At 54.8% G+C, this 23,040-nt stretch carries 20 protein-coding genes; 13 read left to right on the forward strand and 7 right to left on the reverse strand.

Features of this window, described 5'->3' with window-relative positions; genetic code table 11:
• From AC791_RS20570 to AC791_RS16955, 3 genes are all read left to right on the forward strand, one after another.
• Nucleotides 1-2,366 (forward strand): T6SS effector BTH_I2691 family protein (locus tag AC791_RS20570; RefSeq protein WP_049841672.1); only part of this gene is annotated, 2,366 nt, incomplete at its 5' end.
• 21 nt (nt 2,367-2,387) lie between these two features.
• Nucleotides 2,388-3,209, forward strand: a complete 822-nt coding sequence (locus tag AC791_RS16950; RefSeq protein WP_049841673.1) for a DUF6708 domain-containing protein — start codon at nt 2,388-2,390, stop codon at nt 3,207-3,209.
• A gap of 74 nt (nt 3,210-3,283) precedes the next feature.
• Nucleotides 3,284-4,090 (forward strand): DUF6708 domain-containing protein, encoded by an 807-nt coding sequence (locus tag AC791_RS16955; protein WP_072094398.1) that lies wholly within the window; start codon nt 3,284-3,286, stop codon nt 4,088-4,090.
• A 53-nt stretch (nt 4,091-4,143) separates the two neighbouring features.
• Here AC791_RS16955 and AC791_RS16960 read toward each other — a convergent pair whose 3' ends face one another.
• Nucleotides 4,144-4,596 (reverse strand): YhcH/YjgK/YiaL family protein, encoded by a 453-nt coding sequence (locus AC791_RS16960; protein ID WP_049841674.1) that lies wholly within the window; start codon nt 4,594-4,596, stop codon nt 4,144-4,146.
• Between the two features lie 319 nt (nt 4,597-4,915).
• Between AC791_RS16960 and pyrL the strand changes: the two genes are divergently transcribed.
• From pyrL to AC791_RS16980, 5 genes are all read left to right on the forward strand, one after another.
• Nucleotides 4,916-5,053, forward strand: a complete 138-nt coding sequence (gene pyrL, locus AC791_RS20015) for a pyr operon leader peptide (protein ID WP_072094399.1) — start codon at nt 4,916-4,918, stop codon at nt 5,051-5,053.
• A gap of 2 nt (nt 5,054-5,055) precedes the next feature.
• A complete protein-coding gene (gene pyrB / locus AC791_RS16965) occupies nt 5,056-5,991 on the forward strand; it encodes an aspartate carbamoyltransferase (RefSeq protein WP_049841675.1) in 936 nt (311 codons plus the stop codon).
• A gap of 10 nt (nt 5,992-6,001) precedes the next feature.
• Nucleotides 6,002-6,463, forward strand: coding sequence for an aspartate carbamoyltransferase regulatory subunit (pyrI, locus tag AC791_RS16970; protein ID WP_049841676.1), 462 nt, complete (start codon nt 6,002-6,004; stop codon nt 6,461-6,463).
• Nucleotides 6,464-6,655: 192 nt separating this feature from the next.
• Complete coding sequence (gene ridA, locus AC791_RS16975; protein ID WP_049841677.1) at nt 6,656-7,042, forward strand: 2-iminobutanoate/2-iminopropanoate deaminase; 387 nt, start codon at nt 6,656-6,658, stop codon at nt 7,040-7,042.
• A 65-nt stretch (nt 7,043-7,107) separates the two neighbouring features.
• The gene (locus tag AC791_RS16980) at nt 7,108-7,557 is read left to right on the forward strand and encodes a transposase (protein ID WP_049841678.1); all 450 of its coding nucleotides are present in this window, start codon (nt 7,108-7,110) and stop codon (nt 7,555-7,557) included.
• A gap of 55 nt (nt 7,558-7,612) precedes the next feature.
• On the opposite strand, the gene mgtA is transcribed toward AC791_RS16980, so the two are convergent.
• Both mgtA and mgtL read right to left on the reverse strand, forming a co-directional pair.
• Nucleotides 7,613-10,321 (reverse strand): magnesium-translocating P-type ATPase, encoded by a 2,709-nt coding sequence (gene mgtA / locus AC791_RS16985; RefSeq protein ID WP_049841679.1) that lies wholly within the window; start codon nt 10,319-10,321, stop codon nt 7,613-7,615.
• Between the two features lie 145 nt (nt 10,322-10,466).
• Nucleotides 10,467-10,520, reverse strand: coding sequence for a mgtA regulatory leader peptide MgtL (mgtL, locus tag AC791_RS20985; RefSeq protein ID WP_148677835.1), 54 nt, complete (start codon nt 10,518-10,520; stop codon nt 10,467-10,469).
• Nucleotides 10,521-10,683: 163 nt separating this feature from the next.
• Between mgtL and treR the strand changes: the two genes are divergently transcribed.
• The 5 genes from treR to nrdG all read left to right on the forward strand — a co-directional run bounded on the left by treR (nt 10,684) and on the right by nrdG (nt 18,001).
• Nucleotides 10,684-11,664: a trehalose operon repressor TreR gene (gene treR / locus AC791_RS16990; RefSeq protein ID WP_322842789.1), complete on the forward strand. Its 981-nt coding sequence runs from the start codon at nt 10,684-10,686 to the stop codon at nt 11,662-11,664.
• A 121-nt stretch (nt 11,665-11,785) separates the two neighbouring features.
• Nucleotides 11,786-13,204, forward strand: coding sequence for a PTS trehalose transporter subunit IIBC (gene treB / locus AC791_RS16995; protein ID WP_049841681.1), 1,419 nt, complete (start codon nt 11,786-11,788; stop codon nt 13,202-13,204).
• A gap of 46 nt (nt 13,205-13,250) precedes the next feature.
• Nucleotides 13,251-14,912 (forward strand): alpha,alpha-phosphotrehalase, encoded by a 1,662-nt coding sequence (gene treC, locus AC791_RS17000; RefSeq protein WP_049841682.1) that lies wholly within the window; start codon nt 13,251-13,253, stop codon nt 14,910-14,912.
• A gap of 376 nt (nt 14,913-15,288) precedes the next feature.
• The gene (gene nrdD, locus AC791_RS17005) at nt 15,289-17,427 is read left to right on the forward strand and encodes an anaerobic ribonucleoside-triphosphate reductase (protein ID WP_049841683.1); all 2,139 of its coding nucleotides are present in this window, start codon (nt 15,289-15,291) and stop codon (nt 17,425-17,427) included.
• A 109-nt stretch (nt 17,428-17,536) separates the two neighbouring features.
• Nucleotides 17,537-18,001, forward strand: coding sequence for an anaerobic ribonucleoside-triphosphate reductase-activating protein (gene nrdG / locus AC791_RS17010; RefSeq protein ID WP_049841684.1), 465 nt, complete (start codon nt 17,537-17,539; stop codon nt 17,999-18,001).
• 39 nt (nt 18,002-18,040) lie between these two features.
• Here nrdG and AC791_RS17015 read toward each other — a convergent pair whose 3' ends face one another.
• The 4 genes from AC791_RS17015 to AC791_RS17030 all read right to left on the reverse strand — a co-directional run bounded on the left by AC791_RS17015 (nt 18,041) and on the right by AC791_RS17030 (nt 23,012).
• Nucleotides 18,041-19,951, reverse strand: a complete 1,911-nt coding sequence (locus tag AC791_RS17015; protein WP_049841685.1) for a BglG family transcription antiterminator — start codon at nt 19,949-19,951, stop codon at nt 18,041-18,043.
• A gap of 88 nt (nt 19,952-20,039) precedes the next feature.
• A complete protein-coding gene (gene dagF, locus AC791_RS17020; RefSeq protein ID WP_049841686.1) occupies nt 20,040-20,780 on the reverse strand; it encodes a 2-dehydro-3-deoxy-phosphogluconate aldolase in 741 nt (246 codons plus the stop codon).
• Nucleotides 20,777-21,895, reverse strand: a complete 1,119-nt coding sequence (locus AC791_RS17025) for a DgaE family pyridoxal phosphate-dependent ammonia lyase (RefSeq protein WP_049841687.1) — start codon at nt 21,893-21,895, stop codon at nt 20,777-20,779. Before AC791_RS17025 ends, dagF begins: the two co-directional genes overlap by 4 nt.
• Nucleotides 21,879-23,012, reverse strand: coding sequence for an amidohydrolase/deacetylase family metallohydrolase (locus tag AC791_RS17030; RefSeq protein ID WP_049841688.1), 1,134 nt, complete (start codon nt 23,010-23,012; stop codon nt 21,879-21,881). The genes AC791_RS17025 and AC791_RS17030 overlap by 17 nt, the downstream gene beginning before the upstream one ends.
• Nucleotides 23,013-23,040 lie beyond the last annotated feature (28 nt).

Below are 23,040 nucleotides of genomic sequence, written 5' to 3' on the forward strand. Positions count from 1 at the left end.
AGAAGCAGGTTGCGCTGGCCAACCGGGTAGCGCTGCTGCAACAGCAGTTTGTTGCCCCGGTCTGTGCGCTGGTGCTGGATGACCCGGTGGGCGTGGTGCAGGAGCTTAACCATGCCCGGCTGGATGTTATCACGGCACTCTCCACGTATACGGGTAAGGCGGAAAACATCCACCAGAAGATGATTTCCGATGCCATTGTGCAGATACGTACCTTCACGGCCCGGCAGATTGAAAATGACCCGACGATAAAGGATTCTGGTACTCCGGGAACATCATATGCCGCCACCCGTGAAAGCCAGGTTGCAATAAAAATCCGTCAGGCGCTGAATCGTATGGAGGAGTATTACGACGAACCCGCACGGGAGAGGTTTGCCGACACCTGGCAGGGAAATGTGGCGTATTACACGCAACAACAATCTGCCATCTGGCAGGATCTTAACCGCGCTCATGCGTCAGCGCTCTGGCTGGCGGTTCTGAATAACGACTACTCCCCGGAAACCAGCGTGCTCAGCTGGGCCTGCCAGCTGCGCACCCTTGCCGCCTGTCTGCAGGGAGGGCTGGCTGGATATGATACCGGGCAATCTGAAAAGGGTGATGAACTGCCCCAATGGGCAACCTGGCTGTCTGACCCGTGCAGTCCGCCGCTGATGGCGCTACTGCGCAATAAACGCGATTTTTCCGAAGCCGTCTTTAACGGCACCCTGACCTATCCGAACCTGAAAGCAGTGCTTAACAGCAAGGAAGCGAGCAACTTCGTTAACAGCAAATATTACCAGCAACGGATGGTCAGCCTGATCAGCGCCATTGGCGGGGCATTCAGCACGCTGGAAAGTACGCTGTCAGAACAGGCAAAACTGGGCGTGACGAGAATATTGCAGGGCGTGGCGTGGGTGGCAGATGGCGGTCCGGCAGTCACCGTATTTTCCGGGGAACTGACGGTGGGGGAGTATCAGCGGTTGCTGAATCACCAGTTGAATGTACATGGAAAACCGGTGCTGAGCGGCACGGTGAAAGAAAGCGGTCGTACCGTGAACACCTCCCGCACCGGGCGCTGGGTGCAGATTACAGACCCGGTACAGCTTGCCCGCAGAATTCAGGTACGGCTGACAGCGCCGCTGAACAATCCGGGGAGACTGTCAGGTATCAGCGGCCTGACGTCCGATGTGGTTGACAGCTCTCTGACTCACGGCGAGATTGCGCTGAGCGGGGAGGATATGCGCCGTGCTGCGCGCTTTGTGCCGGAGATATCCACCGATCTTCAAAGCGGTGTACTGGGCATAGTGCTGGCGGTGCTACTGGCGCGGAACACCTTCAGCAATCTTAACGCGCTGAATGCCGCGATGCCGGGAGATGTGTCTGCGGAAATGTCAGTGACGTCCGGGTCACTGATCGTGTTATCAACCGGTGTGGAAATTATCGGCCAGAGTGCAGCGGTGCTGAACCTGTTTAACCGGGGCGACCTGTTGATAAGAGGGGCCGGAGTGCTCGGCGGGCTGGCCGGGATTGTGGACGGGGTGGCGCTGTGGATGAGATTTAAAGATCTAAAACATCAAGGAGATACGGTCGCTGCTAGATTTTATGGACTTGCGTCTACAGTAACAATAGCTTCAGGTCTTATAGGTACAGGATTCAGCGCCGCCGGCAATTTTGCCCTGTTCAGCAGTGGCACATTTTTGCTTGGCCCCGTCGGCTGGTGCATTGCGTTAGGTGTTCTGGCGGTCACATTAATTGCTATCGGTGACCGTTACGTCCGCTCACCGCTGGAGCGCTGGCTGACTCATACCTGCTTCGGCAACATAGACGAACGGGATGACGACAAGATCTGCTGGCATAAGGAGAGCCTCACGGAGATGCAGGAGGCCATGACGGCGCTGCATGTTATCTCCAGTGGAATGTCGGCACAGCTGCGCGGCGACTGGCTGACAGAGCTGACAAATAACACGGCACTGCTGGGAAACCGGATGGTGGCGGCCAGGGTCCTGCTGGGCGACTGCAGCCCCACGGGATCGGACTGGCTGGCGGAACTGATGGCAGTCGGCCGCGGCGGGCGGCAGGTGCTGGCCCGCAGCGGCTCGGCGGCGAAGCTGGCAGGGCTGACGGCGCCTGAGCCGCAGACGTATGAAAAATCCCCCCTGAAAATCGGCCGTGGCGAGCTGACGCCGGCGGTCATAACCACCGCTGTTTCTGCGACCACTCTGACGGAGCGCTGGTCGGGAACGGCAGACACACCGCGCGGCCTGCAGCTGGACGGCGAGTTTCCGCTGAATACGTCACGCTATACAAGGGCAGAGCTGACGGTCACCTACTGGCCGGATAAAACCCGGCCCGATGACAGCCTGCAGCTCACCACAACACTGGACAGCTGATCTTATAAGGACATTGCTGATATGACTTTATTTTCTTTTGATGAGCCTCAGCCGAAGCTGAACCCGCCGGTCACCTGCTGGCGGGAAGACATGCCCGAGAGCCATGAACCGCAGCTGGTGCCGCCGCAGCTGCGCTGGCTGACAACGCAGAATGACATTTATCTGGAGGTGCCGCGTTACGGTACGGAGGTTATATGGGGGTGGGTGCTTGCGTGGTCAATTTTTATAGTGGTTTTTTCCATTGGTTTTGTTATTTCTGGCTTTTCAATGCAGGGGGGAGATGGAGGCTATGACATGATATCTATAACATTGGGCAGCTCATTGATTTTTTTATTGATGGCACTTTGGGGCTTCAAAGTTTATTTTGTCGCCCCCTGCAACCAGCCCATCCGCCTGAACCGTAAACGGCAGAGAATCTATCTCTTCGACTACAACCGCTCACGTCTGCCGTGGCTGACGTGGCCGGTGACCATCACCTCTTACCGCTGGGCCGATGTGTACGCTGAAATCAGCTTTTCCGGCACGCCGGGGGACCGGGGCTACCGCCTGTACGGCGCGGTCTGCACGCCGGGGACGTACAACGTGGAGGCACGCTTTCTGCTGGCCAGAGAGTGGGAAGAACGGCAGCAGCTGAACCAAATCTGGAGCTATCTGTGCATCTATATGAAGCACGACTCACACCTGCCCCCGCCGAGACATGCGGTTCCGCCGGACTTCTGGTGCCCGCGTAAGGCCGACAAATGGCCGGACGAGATGGAGCGGGAGTCCACCACCGCGCCGGAAGCAGAAAACAGGGATGCGGGCATAACGGATATATGGAAGGCCTTACGCGCACGCCGCTGAGCCTGTTTTTCGTGTTATTTCCGGGAGGATGTCGGTCTGCCCAAACGCCATGACCTTATAAGGACATTGCTGATATGACTTTATTTTCTTTTGATGAGCCTCAGCCGAAGCTGAACCCGCCGGTCACCTGCTGGCGGGAAGACATGCCCGAGAGTCATGAACCGCAGCTGGTACCGCCGCAGCTGCGCTGGCTGACAACGCAGAATGACATTTATCTGGAGGTGCCGCGTTATGGTACGGAGGTTATATGGGGGTGGATGCTTTTTACAGCTATTTTAATGTTTGGAGTTATGGTTTTCTTTGTATCATCCTGTTTTGAAATGGGTTTTTATGCTCTTGCCTTTATTAGTGTAATAGCATTTTCATCATTAATGTTAATGGCGCTAAAAATGTATTTTATCGCTCCCCGCAACCATCCCATCCGCCTCAACCGTAAACGGCAGAGAATCTATCTCTTCGACTACAACCGCTCACGTCTGCCGTGGCTGACGTGGCCGGTGACCATCACCTCTTACCGCTGGGCCGATGTGTATGCTGAAATCAGCTTTTCCGGCACGCCGGGAGACCGGGGCTACCGCCTGTACGGTGCGGTCTGCACGCCGGGAACGTACAACGTGGAGGCACGCTTTCTGCTGGCCAGAGAGTGGGAAGAACGGGAGCAGCTGAACCAAATCTGGAGCTATCTGTGCATCTATATGAAACATGACTCACATCTGCCCCCGCCGAGACATGCGGTTCCGCCAAACTTCTGGTGCCCGCGTAAGGCCGATAAATGGCCGGACGAGATGGAGCGGGAGTCCACCACCGCGCCGGAAGCAGAAAAGATGGATGCGGGCATAATGGACATATGGAAGGCACTGCGTCTGAACCCACCCACATAATACAGGTACAGGCCAGGTTGTCAGCGCTGCGCCTGTGCGCAGCGCCAGACCGGTCAGGCGACCAGCAGTTTAACTACCACTTTACGTCCCTGCGCAGGTGCGCCGACCGCACACAGCGGCTTGTGGACTTCGCCCGGATAGAACACCACAAAATCGCCTTCGCTCAGCACTACTGTTTTTTCCTGAGCGCCTTCCGGCAGAAAAGCAATGTCTTTATCTGCCAGCCAGTCAGTATCGGGTGCGCCAGCCGGGAGTGTACTGAATGTCATTCCTTCCTGACCTTTCAGCACAATTTGAATATCGAGATAGCGGGCATGGTATTCCGCACGACGTTTTTCGAAGGGTTCGGTCATATCCTCGGAGAGGATATAAAACAGGCGGGTACCGTCAATTTCATATTTTCCGGTTGCCGTAGCATCGGTGACATGCGCTTTGACATGTTCAATCGCCTGACGCAGTTCTTCCGGTAGCCAGGCCTGTAGATGGTGGATATTGCCAACGATCATGATAAACCCTCTTAATTAAAACATCGTTTCATTTCCATCTTTATACGACTAATCTTTCTGCCCTGCCAGCCGTTTTTAGCGGAGATTTGCGCTGGCGCAGATTTCTGTGCCGGGAGACTGCTGCCTTACGGCTTTGCGCCTCACACTGCTATACGTACCATGATTACAACAAACGGTGATGTTATTCACCAAAGAATAAAAATACATTTACTATGATTATTTATGCATTAAAACCGTTTGCGTGGATTATAATCGGCATCAATAGCTTGATCCCAATTTAGAGCTGAGTATAATCGCGGACAATTTGCCGGAGGGAAGCATGGTCCAGTGTCTGCGACATAACGTCTTAGCGCGCCTGAAACAGGGTGCGGGCCTGCCGTTTTCCTTTCCGTTGCCCTCTCTATTCTCGAAGCCCCTCATTGTAGGGGCTTTTTTTTGCCCAGGCGTCAGGAGATAAAAATGGCTAATCCGTTATTTCAAAGACATATCATTTCCATAAACGATCTCAGCCGTGAAGAGCTGGAACTGGTACTGGTCACGGCTGCAAAATTAAAAGCAAATCCACAGCCGGAACTGTTAAAGCATAAGGTGATTGCCAGCTGTTTCTTTGAAGCGTCAACGCGGACTCGCCTGTCATTTGAGACGGCGATGCATCGCCTGGGCGCCAGCGTGGTCGGTTTCTCCGACAGCGCCAATACGTCGCTGGGCAAAAAAGGCGAAACGCTGGCGGATACGATCTCTGTAATTAGCACCTATGTTGACGCCATCGTCATGCGTCATCCGCAGGAAGGCGCGGCCCGTCTGGCAACCGAATTCTCTGGTACGGTGCCCATACTGAATGCGGGTGACGGTGCCAATCAGCATCCGACGCAAACGCTGCTGGACCTGTTTACCATCCAGGAAACGCAGGGACGGCTGGAAAATCTGACCATCGCGATGGTGGGGGATTTGAAATACGGCCGCACAGTACATTCACTGGCGCAGGCGCTGGCCAAGTTCAGCGGCAACCGGTTCTGTTTTATCGCTCCGGATGCGCTGGCAATGCCGCAGTACATCCTCGATATGCTTGATGAAAAAGGGATCGCCTGGAGCGTGCACCACGCGATCGACGAGGTAGTGACCGATGTCGATATTCTGTATATGACGCGGGTACAAAAAGAGCGTCTTGATCCCTCAGAGTATGCCAACGTGAAAGCACAGTTTGTGCTGCGCGCCAGCGACCTTCACGGCGCACGCGACAATATGAAAGTGCTGCATCCGCTGCCGCGTATTGATGAGATCGCCACAGACGTCGACAAAACGCCGCACGCCTGGTATTTCCAGCAGGCGGGCAACGGTATTTATGCCCGTCAGGCACTGCTGGCTCTGGTTTTGAATCACGATTTCGCACTGTAAGGGGAAGGCCATGACACACGATAATAAATTGCAGGTTGAAGCCATTAAACGCGGTACCGTCATCGATCATATTCCTGCTCAGGTCGGCTTCCGGCTGTTGACGCTGTTTAAACTGACTGAGACTGAACAGCGGGTTACGGTGGGTCTGAATCTGCCGTCCGGTGCGATGGGCCGCAAAGATATTATTAAAATCGAAAACACCTTTTTGACCGATGAACAGGTTGATCAGCTGGCGCTTTACGCCCCGCTGGCGACGGTTAATCGTATTGATGATTATGAAGTGGTAGGAAAATCACACCCGAAGTTACCTGAACGAATTGATGCCGTATTGATTTGCCCTAACAGCAACTGCATTAGTCACGCGGAACCGGTCAACTCCAGCTTTAGCGTCAAAAAACGTCCCGGCGATATTGCACTAAAATGTAAATATTGTGAGAAAGAATTCTCCCACCAGGTTGTACTGGCAAATTGATATTGTTGTTAACAGCAGTCATGCCGGGAAATGGCGTGGGCTATTGTTAATAAATAATCTATTTTTCAGTCAGATAAAGGATCGTCTAATAGCGATCCTTTTTGTATTTTGCGTACAAGAAATGCCAAATCGGCGCACAAACTTGTATACTGGCACTCCCTAGTTGGCCTTTAAATCACGTCAGGAGAAAGTATGTCTAAAACAATTGCGACGGAAAATGCACCAGCCGCTATCGGCCCGTATGTTCAGGGCGTCGACCTGGGCAGCATGATCATTACCTCCGGTCAGATCCCGGTTGATCCTAAAACCGGTAGCGTACCGGATGATGTCTCTGCTCAGGCACGTCAGTCGCTGGAAAATGTACAGGCTATCGTTGAAGCGGCGGGCCTGAAGGTGGGCGATATTGTTAAAACCACCGTTTTCGTCAAAGATCTGAACGATTTCGCGACCGTCAACGCAACGTATGAAGCGTTTTTCACCGAGCATAATGCAACGTTTCCGGCACGCTCCTGCGTGGAAGTGGCTCGCCTGCCGAAAGATGTAAAAATTGAGATCGAAGCTATCGCCGTACGCCGTTAAGTGTCTGCTGCGCCGGGTAAGAGACGTTTGCCCGGCGTGATCAGCCAGAGGGAAAAGGAGAGATAATGGCAAAGTTACGTTTTAGCGAAGCCGAAATTGCCGACATTCTCCAGCAGTGTAAAAGCGGCATTCCCAATAAAGAAGTGTGTGAAAAATATGGTTTCAGCCCCAGCACGCTTCGCCGCTGGCAAGAATTACATGCTGAAGAGATACGCAGCCAGTTAAAAAAAATGGAATCCACGGCTGCGCTGGTTTATCTCTGTTGTTTTATTATTGCTGCCGTTGTGGGCAGTGTGTTCTCCAAAGCGGCGGCGCTCGTGGTTGCCGTGCCGTTTATTCTCTACTGTCTGTACTATATCTGGCGTTTTCGCCAGGTCTCCGCCCGCCATATCGATCGCGGACTCACTTCCGTCGCCCGCTATGGCATGGGGGCCAAAAATGCCTTTTATCAGTTTTGCTGGCTCCTGATGATCTTCGTGGTCTTCTTCATGGGTTATCTTATTGTCCATCTTTGACAGCGCTATCGGCCCGATCGTCAGTCATATCAGGCCGATAGAGAACAATCAGAAATTATTGCCAGCCGTACCGGCGGCTATAAAACCCTTTCACCAGCTGCGTCAATGTCATGTATCCCGCCAGAATGGCGATCAGCCATGGGAAATAGCTAAGCGGCAAAGCCTGTAGCTGGAAATAGCCTGCCAGCGGTGAGAACGGCAGGGCAATACCGATAACCATTATCAGCAGCGTCATCACCATGAGCGGCCATGCAGCACGACTTTGAATAAACGGCAGACGACGGGTGCGGATCATATGCACAATCAGCGTTTGCGACAGTAATCCCACGACAAACCATCCGGACTGGAACAGCGTCTGCGTTTCCGGCGTATTGGCATGAAACACCCACCACATCAGACAAAATGTCAGGATATCGAAAATCGAACTGATGGGGCCGAAAAAGATCATAAAGCGGCCCAGATCGGTTGGATCCCAGCGTTGCGGCTTCTGGATCTGCTCGTCATCAACGTTATCAAACGGTATCGCCGTCTGGGACACATCGTACAGCAGGTTCTGGATCAACAGGTGCAACGGCAGCATCGGCAGGAACGGCAGGAAGGCGCTGGCGACCAGCACGCTAAAGACGTTACCGAAGTTCGAACTGGCGGTTATTTTGATGTATTTCAGCATGTTGGCAAAAGTGCGTCGTCCTTCAATGACCCCCTCCTCCAGCACCATCAGGCTTTTTTCCAGCAGGATAATGTCCGCCGCTTCACGGGCAATATCTACCGCGCCGTCCACGGAAATGCCAATATCTGCCGCCCGCAGCGCAGGCGCATCGTTAATGCCGTCACCCATAAAGCCGACAACGTGCCCTTCTCGCTTGAGCAGAGTGACAATGCGTTCTTTATGCAGCGGCGTCAGACGGGCAAACAGCGTGGTGCGCCGGGCCAGCCCCGCCAGTTCATCGTCGCTCAGCGTTTCGATATCGCTGCCGGTTACCACCACCCCTGCGTCCAGCCCCACATCGTGACAGACTTTGGCCGCCACCAGTTCACTGTCGCCGGTGAGGATCTTGACGGTGATACCACTGGCTTTCAGGGCGTGTAATGCTGGCGCAGTACTTTCTTTTGGCGGATCGAGAAACGCGATATAGCCTTCGAGGATCAGATCCGATTCATCTATCCGCTGATAGTCCCCTTCCCGCGCCGGAAGATACTGGGTTGCTACCGCCACGATGCGTAATCCCTGACGGTTAAGCGTGTCGGTCACCTGCTTCACCTCGCGCAGCATCTCGTCACTCAGCGGAACAATAGCGCCGTTATGACGAACGTGCGCGCAGACGTTAAGCACTTCCTGTAGTGCGCCTTTGCAAATCAACAGATGCACATTCGGCTGCTCTGTAACCACTACGGACATACGACGACGCTCAAAATCAAACGGGATTTCATCCACTTTTTGCCAGCGTTCTGACAGCCCGCGTGCGGTCTCTTCATCAACGCCTTCGAGCACTGCCTTATCCAGCAGATTCTTCAGCCCGGTCTGATAATGGCTATTAAGCCATGCCGAATGAAGCACCCGATCGCTGGTTTTGCCGGAGATATCGGTATGCGTTTCCAGCGCGATTTTATCCTGCGTCAGGGTGCCGGTTTTATCGGTACACAGGATGTCCATTGCGCCAAAGTTCTGGATCGCATCCAGATGTTTGACGATCACTTTTTGCTTCGACAGTTTTACCGCGCCGCGCGCCAGTGTGGAAGTGACGATCATTGGCAGCATTTCCGGCGTCAAGCCGACCGCCACGGAAAGCGCGAACAGCGCCGCTTCCCACCAGTCACCTTTGGTATAACCGTTGATGAGGAGCACCAGCGGCGTCATTACCATCATAAAGCGGATCAGCAGCATACTGACGCGACCAATGCCTTTCTGGAACGCATTTGGCTCACTGGCCTGCTCGCTCACTCGTCCTGCCAGTTGACCAAACCAGGTGTTGCCGCCGGTGGCAATGACCAATGCCTGTGCCGTGCCACTCACCACGTTGGTCCCCATAAAGCACAGCGTATCGCACTCCAGCGCATGGGTTTGCTGCGACTGACGGCTATGAGCCACTTTCTCCACCGGCAAGGATTCGCCGGTCAGTGAAGCCTGCGCCACGAACAGATCGCGCGCCTGAAGCACGCGCAGGTCCGCCGGGATCATGTCGCCTGCCGCCAGTTTAACTATATCGCCCGGCACCAGGCGGTCAATGGGCAGCTCCGTCCAGCCGTTTTCGCCCTTCTCATTAACTACCCGCAGTACCGTGGCGGTGTTGCTGACCATCGCTTTCAGGGCGTCAGCGGCTTTGGTGGAGCGCGCTTCCTGAATAAAATTAAGCAGCGTCGAAATCGCGACCATCAGGCCAATGACCGACGCCGCGAAGAGATCCTCCGTGGCATACGACACAATCCCCAATACGGTCAGCAGCAAATTAAATGGATTACGGTAGCAGGTCCATAAATGTACCCACCATGGCGCAGGCTGTTCAGCAGGGAGCTTGTTTTCACCGTAACGGGCGCGGGCGGTCTGTACCTCCGCCGGATTTAGCCCTTCCGGATGACTGTTAAACGCGTGCCACAATTCGCGCTCGTCCATTTTCGCGGCCTTCAGGCACTGTTCACTCAGCGAAGACGGAATGGCCGCGCCAGTCAGATTTTTAGCATCAGGTAACTGCTCGCGCTGCACCAGACGACGCGGTAAATGGCGATGAAGACGGACAAAAAACTGCCAGGTCTTGTTTTTTAGCATGATAAGTCCCTCCGCGCCCCGCAGATGGGGACGCAGATAATCTGTCAGGCGTGACAAGTCCTTACCTGACAGGCAATTCATTAATAACAGGGACGTAAAAGACGTCACTGCCTTACAGATCCGCTAAGGCAGTGAAAAAACTGGCTTACCGGATGGTTATTGCTCTCCGTCGCGGGAGAGGTGTGGGATCAGGGTCCATACAGCCTCCGGTAAGTTAAAGGGGGGATACTCAAACGCCATCAAGGGTATCGTCTTATCAATACCATCAATATCATTGTGGCAATATCATACCGTTATGTAACTAAACCAATCCTAAACCAAACTTTGCCCATTGAAGTTAAGCCGGGTAAAGTTAAGCTCTTTTGTTACGTTGTTTCACTCCACAGGACGACAGGATGCAAAACCGGCTGACGATCAAAGACATTGCACGCTTAAGCGGCGTGGGAAAATCCACGGTTTCCCGCGTATTAAACAATGAAAGCGGCGTCAGTGAGCGTACTCGCGAGCGCGTTGAAGCGGTTATGCAGCAGCACGGTTTCTCTCCCTCCCGCTCGGCGCGTGCCATGCGTGGGCAAAGCGACAAAGTCGTGGCCATTATCGTTACCCGTCTGGACTCACTGTCGGAAAATCTGGCGGTGCAGACTATGCTGCCGGTGTTTTATGAGCAGGGTTACGATCCGATCATGATCGAAAGCCAGTTTTCGGCCACCATGGTCGCGGAGCATTTGGGCATGTTGCGGCGTCGCAACATTGACGGCGTAGTGCTGTTTGGTTTTACCGGCATTGATGCCCCGATGCTGGCAAGCTGGCAGTCGTCCCTGGTATTGCTGGCTCGTGAGGCCCCCGGTTTCGCCTCTGTTTGTTATGACGATGAGGTCGCGATCCGTATCCTGATGCAGCAGCTTTACGATCGCGGGCACCGGCACATTAGCTATCTTGGGGTACCCCATCACGATGTCACCACCGGGCTGCGTCGCCATCAGGCCTGGTTAACCTTCTGCGAGAAACACAACCTGCCCACTCTCTCCGCGCTGCCGGGCCTGACCATGAAGCAGGGTTACGAGCGCGTGGCTGAGGTGTTGACGCCAGAGACGACCGCGCTGGTGTGCGCGACTGATACCCTGGCGCTGGGGGCCAGCAAATATTTACAGGAACAGCGTATTGAAACCGTGCAGCTCGCCAGCGTCGGCAATACGCCGCTGATCAAATTTTTGCATCCGGAAATCGTCACCGTCGATCCTGGCTATGCCGAGGCCGGAAAGCAGGCAGCGTGCCAGCTGATCGCACAGATAAACGGCCACAGCGAACCAAAACAAATCGTTATTCCCTCCACCCTCTCCTGATCTGAAAAAGACGATTTATGTGATCGTCGCGACGTTTCGGGAACGTTCCCGTTTTCACTTTTTCGACGACGATATATTCTCTGCGCCACTTCCCCTTCTTTTATCTGCCACGAGATTTGCGATGAGTAAAGTTAACCAACAGGATATCGATCGTCTGGTCGAGCTGGTGGGTGGCCGCGAGAATATCGCCACCGTCAGCCACTGCATTACCCGCCTGCGCTTCGTACTCAATGAACCTGCGAAGGCCGATCCCAAAGCCATTGAAGAATTACCGATGGTGAAAGGCTGTTTTACCAATGCCGGCCAGTTTCAGGTGGTGATTGGCACGGAGGTCGGCGACTATTATCAGGTCCTGCTGACCACTACCGGCCAGGCGCGCGCCGATAAAGAGCAGGCCAAAAAAGCGGCGCGGCAGAATATGAAGTGGTACGAGCAGCTCATCTCCCACTTTGCGGAGATCTTTTTCCCGCTGTTACCCGCGCTGATAAGCGGCGGCCTGATCCTCGGCTTTCGTAACGTGATTGGCGATCTGCCGATGAGCAATGGTCAGACGCTGGCACAAATGCATCCGACGCTACAGACGATCAACGATTTCTTATGGCTGATAGGCGAAGCGATCTTCTTCTACCTGCCGGTAGGCATCTGCTGGTCGGCGGTGCGCAAAATGGGCGGCACACCGATCCTTGGGATCGTTCTTGGCGTTACGCTGGTTTCTCCGCAGTTAATGAACGCTTACTTACTTGGGCAGCAGGCACCTGAAGTGTGGAACTTTGGCCTGTTCAGCATCGCTAAAGTCGGCTATCAGGCGCAGGTGATCCCGGCGCTGCTTGCCGGTCTGGCACTTGGCGTGATTGAAAATAATCTGAAGCGCATTGTGCCGAGCTACCTGTATCTGGTGGTGGTGCCAGTGTGCTCTTTGCTGCTGGCGGTTTTCCTCGCCCACGCGCTGATTGGTCCGTTTGGCCGCATGATTGGCGATGGCGTGGCCTTTGCGGTGCGTCACCTGATGACCGGCAGTTTTGCCCCGGTCGGGGCGGCGCTGTTTGGATTCCTGTATGCACCGCTGGTGATCACCGGCGTGCATCAGACGACGCTGGCGATTGATATGCAGATGGTCCAGAACCTCGGCGGCACGCCGGTATGGCCGCTGATCGCGCTGTCAAACATCGCTCAGGCGTCCGCGGTTCTCGGCATTATTATTATCAGCCGCAAACATAATGAGCGGGAAATCACCGTTCCGGCGGCGATTTCCGCCTTCCTTGGCGTTACCGAACCGGCGATGTACGGCGTCAATCTTAAATACCGTTTTCCCATGCTCTGCGGGATGATCGGCTCCGGGATGGCGGGACTGCTCTGCGGTTTGTACGGCGTGATGGCTAACGGCATTGGCGTCGGCGGCCTGCCGGGTATTTTGTCTATCCAGACGCGCTACTGGGAGGTCTTCGGCCTGGCGATGGTTATTGCCATTGTGATCCCGGTCGTTCTCACCATCATGATGTATCAGCGTAAGCAGCGTCAGGGCACGTTACAGATTGTATAACTCTTCAGGGCGCAATTGCGCCCTTTCGTTTTATCAGGAAATAATCATGAATACCCTTCCCCACTGGTGGCAAAACGGCGTTATCTATCAAATTTATCCGAAGAGCTTTCAGGACACCACCGGCAGCGGCACCGGCGATTTACGCGGCGTTACGCAGCATCTGGATTACCTGAAAACGCTGGGCGTTGATGCGCTCTGGCTGACACCGTTTTATATCTCTCCCCAGGTCGATAACGGCTACGATGTGGCAAATTATACCGCTATCGATCCCGCTTACGGCTCGCTGGATGATTTCGACGCGCTGGTGGCGGCGGCAAAAGCGCGCGGCCTCCGCATTATTCTCGACATGGTGTTTAACCATACCTCTACCCAGCATCCGTGGTTTCGCGAGGCGCTGGATAAAACCAGTCCGTATCGTGAGTTTTACTTCTGGCGCGAGGGGACACCCGACGTGGCCCCCAATAACTGGCGTTCAAAATTCGGCGGCAGCGCGTGGCGCTGGCAGGCAGACAGTGAGCAATATTATCTGCACCTGTTTGCTCCGGAGCAGGCGGATTTGAACTGGGAGAATCCGGCGGTCCGCGCTGAACTAAAGCAGGTCTGTGCTTTCTGGGCCGATCGCGGCGTTGACGGGCTGCGGCTGGACGTCATCAATCTGATTTCCAAAGATCTGACCTTCCCGGACGATTTACTGGGCGATGGACGACGTTTCTATACCGACGGTCCGCATGCGCACGCGTTTTTACAGGAAATGAGCCGCGAGGTGTTCACGCCGCGCGGGTTAATGACGGTGGGTGAGATGTCCTCGACGTCGCTGGCACACTGTCAACAGTATGCCGCACTGGACGGTAGCGAGCTGTCGATGACCTTCAACTTTCATCACCTGAAAGTGGATTATCCCAACGGCGAAAAGTGGACTCAGGCTCAGCCGGATTTTGTCGCGCTGAAGGCGCTGTTCCGCCACTGGCAGCAGGGAATGCATCAGCGGGCGTGGAATGCGCTGTTCTGGTGTAACCACGATCAGCCGCGCATCGTGTCGCGCTTCGGCGATGAAGGCCAGTACCGGGTACCCGCCGCCAAAATGCTGGCAATGGTGCTGCACGGTATGCAGGGCACCCCTTATATCTACCAGGGGGAAGAGATTGGCATGACCAATCCGCACTTCACGCGCATCACCGATTATCACGATGTTGAAAGCCATAACATGTTCGCTGAACAGCGGGTCAACGGACGCGATGCGCAGGAGCTGCTGGATATTCTGGCGGTGCGTTCGCGGGATAACAGCCGCACACCGATGCAGTGGAATGACGGTCCGAACGCGGGCTTTACCACCGGCGAGCCGTGGATCGGCGTCAACGCTAACGCGCGTGAGATCAACGTTGCTGCCGCCTTAAACGATCCGCAGTCGGTGTTTTACACCTATCAGACGCTGATTGCGCTGCGAAAAACGCAGCCGGTGCTGACCTGGGGCGACTACGAGGATTTGCTGCCCGACCATCCGCATATTTGGTGCTACCGGCGTCAGTGGCAGGGACAAACGCTGTTGACCATCGCCAACCTGAGCGGTGAGTGCCAGAACTGGCAGCCGGAAACCAGACACGGCGCGTGGGAGGTGCTTCTCAGCAACTACGATGAAACCGCCGCGCAGCCCGGGGCCATGACATTGCGGCCCTTTGAAGCGATCTGGTGGCTACAGCAAACCCCCTAAACGAGTGGGAAAAACAGGCCATATCGACTGCCCGGGTTAACCGGGCAGTCTGCTTTTATCACTCATTCACCTAATAAATAAGTATGAAAATATCCTCTTCGCTGTAGCGCCCGTCCTGCGCGCTGTCTCCTTTTTACTTTGTTCTGCATCAATAAAAATGCAAACATCTTTGGTGAAAGCACTACATATAGGCATTAGAATGCCGCCCGGCCCTATATATGGTATTTTTCGGCTATTATTGCACCATACCCCTGTTCATGGGTTGTGGATAAAAAGGGCCAAGTCTGACGGAAGTCTCTGGATACCAACACGATTAAAATCGTCCGGCGCTTCCTTTCTCTTGTGGATAACCTGTTCTTTTTACTATGGAGTGATCATGACACCGCATGTGATGAAACGAGATGGCTGTAAAGCGCCATTCAAATCAGAGCGCATCCAGGAAGCTATTCTGCGTGCAGCTAAAGCAGCGGGAGTCGATGACGCAGACTATTGCGCCACCGTCGCAGACATCATTAGTCAGCAAATGCAGGACCGTGCGCAGGTCGATATCAACGAGATCCAGACGGCGGTTGAAAACCAGTTAATGTCCGGTCCTTACAAGCAGCTGGCTCGTGCCTATATTGAATATCGCCATGACCGCGATATCGAACGTGAAAAGCGCGGTCGCCTGAACCAGGAAATTCGCGGTCTGGTCGAGCAGACGAACTCTGCGCTGCTGAACGAGAATGCCAACAAAGACAGTAAAGTGATCCCGACCCAGCGCGATCTGCTGGCGGGTATTGTCGCCAAGCACTACGCCCGTCAGCATCTGCTGCCGCGTGATGTGGTGCAGGCGCACGAGCGCGGCGATATTCACTATCACGATCTCGACTATTCGCCGTTCTTCCCGATGTTCAACTGTATGCTGATCGACCTGAAAGGCATGTTGACCCAGGGCTTTAAAATGGGCAATGCCGAGATTGAACCGCCTAAATCCATCTCTACCGCCACGGCCGTCACCGCGCAGATCATCGCCCAGGTGGCCAGCCATATCTATGGCGGCACGACCATTAACCGCATTGATGAAGTGCTGGCCCCGTTTGTCACCGAAAGCTTTAATAAACATCGCAAAACAGCGGAAGAGTGGCAAATCCCGGATGCCAATGGCTACGCGCATTCGCGCACCGAGAAAGAGTGTTACGACGCGTTCCAGTCGCTTGAATATGAAGTGAACACCCTGCATACCGCCAACGGGCAAACGCCGTTTGTCACCTTTGGCTTTGGCCTCGGAACGAGTTGGGAATCGCGCCTGATCCAGCAGTCGATTCTGCGTAACCGCATTGCCGGTCTGGGTAAAAACCGTAAAACCGCGGTGTTTCCGAAGCTGGTTTTCGCCATCCGCGACGGCCTGAATCATAAACCGGGCGATGCCAACTATGACATCAAACAGCTGGCGCTGGAGTGCGCAAGCAAACGGATGTATCCCGATATTCTTAACTACGATCAGGTGGTAAAAGTCACCGGCTCGTTTAAAACGCCGATGGGCTGCCGCAGCTTTCTTGGCGTATGGGAAAACGAGAACGGCGAGCAGATCCACGATGGCCGTAATAACCTCGGCGTGATCAGCCTCAATCTGCCGCGTATTGCGCTGGAAGCGAAAGGCAACGAGGCCGCATTCTGGAAGCTGCTGGATCAGCGTCTGGTTCTGGCACGCAAAGCGCTGATGACCCGTATCGCCCGCCTGGAAGGCGTCAAAGCACGGGTAGCACCGATCCTCTATATGGAAGGTGCCTGCGGCGTACGGTTAAAAGCCGATGATGACGTTTCTGAAATTTTCAAAAACGGCCGCGCGTCGATTTCGCTGGGGTATATCGGTATTCATGAAACCATTAATGCGCTGTTTGGCGATAAGCATCTGTACGACAGCGATGCGCTGCGGGCGAAAGGTATTGCGATTGTTGAGCGCCTGCGCGACGCGGTGGAAGCGTGGAAAGACGAAACCGGCTACGGGTTTAGCCTGTACAGCACGCCGAGTGAGAATCTGTGCGACCGCTTCTGTCGTCTGGATACCGCCGAATTCGGCGTAGTCGCGGGCGTGACTGATAAAGGCTATTACACCAACAGCTTCCACCTCGACGTGGAAAAAAAGGTGAATCCGTACGATAAAATCGATTTCGAAGCGCCGTATCCGCCGCTGGCCAACGGCGGCTTCATTTGCTACGGCGAATATCCGAATATTCAGCATAACCTGAAAGCGCTGGAAGATGTCTGGGATTACAGCTATCAGCACGTGCCGTATTACGGCACCAATACGCCAATTGATGAGTGCTACGAGTGCGGTTTTACCGGCGAGTTTGAATGTACCAGCAAAGGGTTTACCTGCCCGAAATGCGGGAATCACGATGCGGCACGCGTGTCGGTAACGCGGCGCGTATGCGGATATTTAGGCAGTCCGGACGCCCGGCCTTTTAACGCCGGCAAGCAGGAAGAAGTGAAGCGCCGCGTTAAGCATCTGGGCAACGGACAAATTGGTTAAGTTCGGGCCCAGGTGGATGAGGGCAACAACGCGTACACGGTAAAACCATACCCATTGTAGGCCGGGTAAGCATCGCGCCACCCGGCATTACAGCGCCCAGGAAATAAAAATGAATTACCACCAGTATTATCCTGTTGATATCGTTAACGGCCCCGGCACGCGCTGCACGCTGTTTGTCTCCGGATGCGTCCACGAATGCCCCGGCTGCTACAACAAAAGCACCTGGCGGCTTAATTCCGGGCAGCCGTTTACCGATGCAATGGCCGATCACATCATTCGCGATCTCAACGATACGCGGATCAAACGTCAGGGGATCACTCTCTCCGGCGGCGATCCCCTGCATCCGCAAAACGTCCCGGCGATCCTCGCGCTGGTGCAGCGGATCCGCGCGGAGTGTCCCGGCAAAGATATCTGGATGTGGACCGGCTACAAACTTGATGAACTGGATGACGCACAAAAGCAGATCGTGGATCTGATCAACGTGCTGGTGGACGGTAAATTTGTGCAGGCGCTAAAAGATCCGGCGCTGATCTGGCGCGGAAGCAGCAATCAGGTCGTGCATCATTTGCGTTAAACAGGGTAAACGGAGTCGCCGCTCACCCTTTCCTGACGATCAAAACCGGCTGACGCACTCCATCGCTACCGCTTTAAACTCGCTAAAATCCTTACAGGCGCAAAGCCGCGCCATGGCGCGTTCGCGCAGGAACGTGACAAAAATATCGTAGATCGCCATCGCCTCTTCATATTCACTTTTACTGATCGCCAGTAAAAAGATCACATGCGCTGTTTCATCGCCCCAGCCGATCCCCTGGGGGGCAATCACCGTATAGACCACGGTTTTCCTCGCCAGCAGGCCCAGGGCGTGCGGCAATGCAATGCCATCACCCAGCATGGTGCTGACAATCGCCTCTCGCTCGGTGACCGACCCGAGAAATTCAGCATCGACAAAGCCTTCATCCTGTAATTGATTGCACAATCGTTTAAACAGCGTTTGTTGATCGACCGGTTCATCGATAAGAAGAAAATGCGCGGCGTCGAAATATTTATTGAGCATCCACGGGCGGGTGCGGTCAACCAGCACCAGCTTGCCGATCTGCTCCAGCTGATAGTCGGTCGGAAACGGCGAGATTATCGCCACCGGCTTGTCTTTCTCACTGACCCGCGCGGTAGCAATCACAAAATCTTCCCCGATGTTTTCGCATTGTTCATAATCACGCAGGGTCAGCGTGCGCGTAACGTCAATTTGCGGATATTTACGTGCCAGCACCGCTTCAATCATCCGTGCCATCGCGTTACCGGCATCGCACACCAGCAGCACCCGCGGCTGTCGTTGATAACCGATATTATAATGGCGCTCCAGACCGACGCCGATATGCAGCACCAGAAAGCCGATTTCGTTTTCACTGATGGTATACGGCGTGTATTTTCCCCAGCCGGAAACGGCGGCAAGCGTCATATCCCACGCCATCGGATAGTGCTGCTTAATATTCTCCAGCAGCGGATTGGGGATCATTATTTGATAACGCACGCGGGTGATCATGGTTTTAATATGGGTCAATAGATCGGCATGAAGCTGCGTATCGTTAAGCAGGTTGTAATTATAGTGGGTATTGATGTAGTGCAGGATGTAGTTTGCCAGCGCTTCATCATCGTCGGCGTTGATGGCGCTGGGTGCGATGTCCTGAATCTGACGGGCAGCAATATGAACCCGCAGCCAGTTTTCCTCCGGCGCGCAAAGGGGTTTACCGGCAAGTGTTGCCAGCACTGCAGTAAGATCGCGTGCGGCCTCGCGCACGTTATCGTCTACCTCTTCAACAGCAAAGTCAGGCAGCGGGTAGCCTTCACTAATGCGGCGCACCGCTACCGCACAATACAGGCGTATAAACAGCTCCCCTTCGTCAGTCAGACGAATATGGTGCCGGGTAAAACAGGCGTCCAGCAATGTCGCCAGCTGTTCCGGGACGCCAGCGTTAAGTGCCACTTCGGTGACCAGCGGGTTAAGGTTATCCTGCTGGGCCAGTTTCCACAGCAGATCCGTCAGACAGGCGCGGATCGCCATTTCGCTGCCGAATAATTTCATTCCGTGGCGCGGACGTGTTTCGAGCGTCAGTTGATAGCGCTGGAGCCATTCGCGTACGTCAGCCATGTCGTTTTGTAGCGTAGCACGGCTGATAAACCACTCATCGGCCAAGTCTTCCAGCTTGAGTGAAAAAGCCGAGGTAAGGAAACGTACTACCAGATAATACACCCGCTCCTGTCCGCTTCGCGGTATGCGCAGCGCACGCGGCTGCGTAGTTTTCAGCGTGTGGTAGCGGCCAGGATCGTCAATTTTGAGCTGATAACCGCTGCCGCGACTGAGGATAAACTGCGCGCCGTGCTGAGCCAGCAGGGCGTTAAGTGCAGTGATATCGGCCCGAACGGTGCGCGTGGACACGGCCAGCCGCTGCGCCAGCTCGTCCTGCGGTAGCGGCTCGTTTTGCAGCATATCAAACAGCTGCGCTAAACGTTGGTTCGGGAATCGCACGTTGGTGTCCTCTTATATCGCGGTTTGGTTCCGTTTCGTCTGAAAGCCAGAAGACCAGGAGCTTATGACTGCGGCGGATAAGGGTGAATTACCCCACCAGTTGCTTCGTCATGGCCAGCAGCTGACGCACATCGTCAGGACGGGTATCGCCACTCACCTTATCAATAATTGAACTGTAAATGTGAGGAATGATTTTGCTTACGCCGGCATCCAGCGCAATCTGCAAAATCTCAGCAAAATTATCCAGATCGATTCCCCCGGTCGGCTCCAGCCAGAAATCGTGACGGGCACAGGCTTCCGCTACCGCCTGATATTCGTCACGGCACTGCAGGCCGCCCATCGGGAAATATTTTATGGAGCTGCCGCCCAGGTCCTTGAGCAGGGCAATCGCGGTTTCTACCGGTACGATGCCGTCAGGTGCCCGGCTGCTGAGTGGGCCAGTGGAGATTTTAACCTGCCCCGGCGTGCCGGTTGGTGATACCAGCCCGTTGACCACCGTCTCATTCTGCCCAAGCAGCGCGCGGCTGGCGGCTACGCCAGTAAAAACCTGATTAACGTGCTGCGGCTGGACGTCGCGGGAAATGGCGCTGACCATCGCCGACTGATTCGGATCGCCCGCGCCCAGCCCTACCGACAGTGCATTATTAATAAGCGCAGCATACTCACGCATATCGGCAACCGCACTTGCCACGTCAGGATAGTTTTTGGAGAGCACGCCCACCAGCACATGGCCTTCTGCCGCTTCATAAATGGCGCTGGCATTGGCTTTTGAACCTGCCAGCACGTTCAGACAAACGCGGTCACGGTAAAAGTGAGGGGTGAGTTTCATGCCATTTTCTCCTGATTAACCACTTCGGCAATTCGCCGGGCAACAATATCCAGCTGTGCCGCGTTTACGCTGCGCACATCGGCTTCAATAATGCCTTCATTGGCTTTATAGCCACGAAAGTAAATGGCGTAGTCGCCCTGTTTCAGCGCGGCGACCAGATCGCCCGTTGCCACGCCGGTTACCGCTTCGTCAAACTTTATTTCGGCGCGGGCAATATCACGCCCGGCGCTGTCCCACACCACCCGCGCGGTAATACCATCAAGGGCATTTAGCGCGTTAATAAACGGCGTCATTTTGTTAACCATTTCCGCCCCGCTCTCTTTTTCAGCGGAGAGATAATGCTCGATGGCGCAGGTCAGGCCAAGAATGCCTTCTTTACCCACTTTCATCGCCCGGCCAATACCCGCAGTCTGCCGCTTCACCCACTCAACATACTGCGTTTTACCAATCACCAGCCCGCTGGTCGGCCCTTCAATCGCTTTTGCACCGCTGTAAATCACCAGATCGGCACCGGAACGGTAGTAGATGTGGAGATCTTCTTCTGCGGCGGCATCAACAATCAGCGGCAGATTGTGCTTACGGGCAACGACCGCCGCCTGCTCCACGCTGAGCATACTTTTCTGCACGCAGTGGTGAGATTTGATGTACATAATGGCCGCCGTACGCGGCGTGATCGCGGCGGCAAGCTGGTCGGCCGAGCATTCGTTAGCGTAACCCGCCTCGACAATTTTACCGCCGCCCAGTGCCACCATCGTACCGACCGGCGCGCCGAAGTTAACGTTGTGACCTTTTGGCAGCACGATTTCATTATTTTCAATCGGGGTGATGTGCAGATTTTCCAGCAGCCAGTCGCTGTCTTTTACCAGTACGGCAGCCACCGACTGGGCCACGCCTGCGGAGGCGCAGGACACCACGGTTGCACCCTCGACATCCAGCAGCCGCGCAATATACTCGCCGGTTTTATTAACCAGATCTTTCATTTCGAAATAGTGATTCATGCCGTCCATCGCCGCCTGCACCACTTCCGGACGCGGCGTGGAAACCCCCAGCGCCGTCATGCGCCCGGAGGTGTTAATCACCTGTTTTAAACCGTACTTCTCATAGATTGAAGGCATCTTCCGCACTCCCTTGTTCGGTCGGATAAAGCGTGCCCGCGCGCACGGCGGCGAGCGGGATCAGTAATGTGTCAGCCGCTAAGCTATCGTTCTCAGCATCGACCAGCAGTGTCGACTGGCGTTTAAGCGTAAAAATGGTCAGATCCGCGTCATATCCCACGGCCAGTCGCCCCTTGTGGGTAAGCCGTAACCCTTCTGCCGCGCTGGCGGTAACGCACTCAATGACCTGCGGCAGGGACATACCAATGGCGAGGAATTTCGACATCACGTTGGCCAGAGAATACACCGGGCCGTTGATACGATTGCGGCAGTAAATATCTGAACTGATGGTATGCGGCAGGATGCCCATGCTGATGGCTTTCCGCGCCACCGCAAAGCTGAGGCTGGCGGTTCCGTGCCCGACATCCAGCCGCACGCCGCGTTGAATAGCCCGGGTGACAGAGGCCCGCAGCTCCCCGCCCGGCGTAAGGATGCGGTTGGGTTTGCCGTTATAGCAGTGGGTGATGATATCGCCGCGGGTCAGGCGTTCGGCAATATCATCAAGATCCGGCGGACTGTTACCAATATGCACCATCAACGGCAAATCACCGTTTTCCTGCTGCATTACTTTGGCCTGCTCCAGCGGCGTAATGCCATTATCCCCAACCACGCTACTGCTCATTCGCGCCTTCAGACCGACGATGAAATCGGGATAGCGTTTAACCGCCTCACGCACCGCATCGCGATCGATATTGGCCATATTCGCCAGTTCGTTCTGGGCAATCAGTCCAACGCGGGAGATGTTCAGTAGCGCATACACCTCCGTTGTCGCCTGGCGGGTAAGGGTATAAAAATCATCGATATCATCGGCACCGGTACTGCCTGCATCAACGACGGTAGTGACTCCGGTTGCAATGCCAATACTGTCAGGTTGATCGTGGTAAATCGGGGAGTTGGGGTAGCAGTGGACGTGAGAGTCAATCCAGCCCGCGCTGACATAATATTGACCCTGTAGATCAATATCTACCGGAGCCGGGCCGTTAATCTCGCCCAGCGCCGCAATTTTGCCGTCCCGCAGCGCAATATCAGTGACGGTATCGTCGACCAGACGCGCGCGGCGCAGGAGTACATCAAACATAGCTTTCTCCTGATAGTGCGGGCGCATG

Origin of the sequence: Klebsiella sp. RIT-PI-d, assembly GCF_001187865.1 — a bacterium.
Lineage (GTDB): Bacteria > Pseudomonadota > Gammaproteobacteria > Enterobacterales > Enterobacteriaceae > Superficieibacter.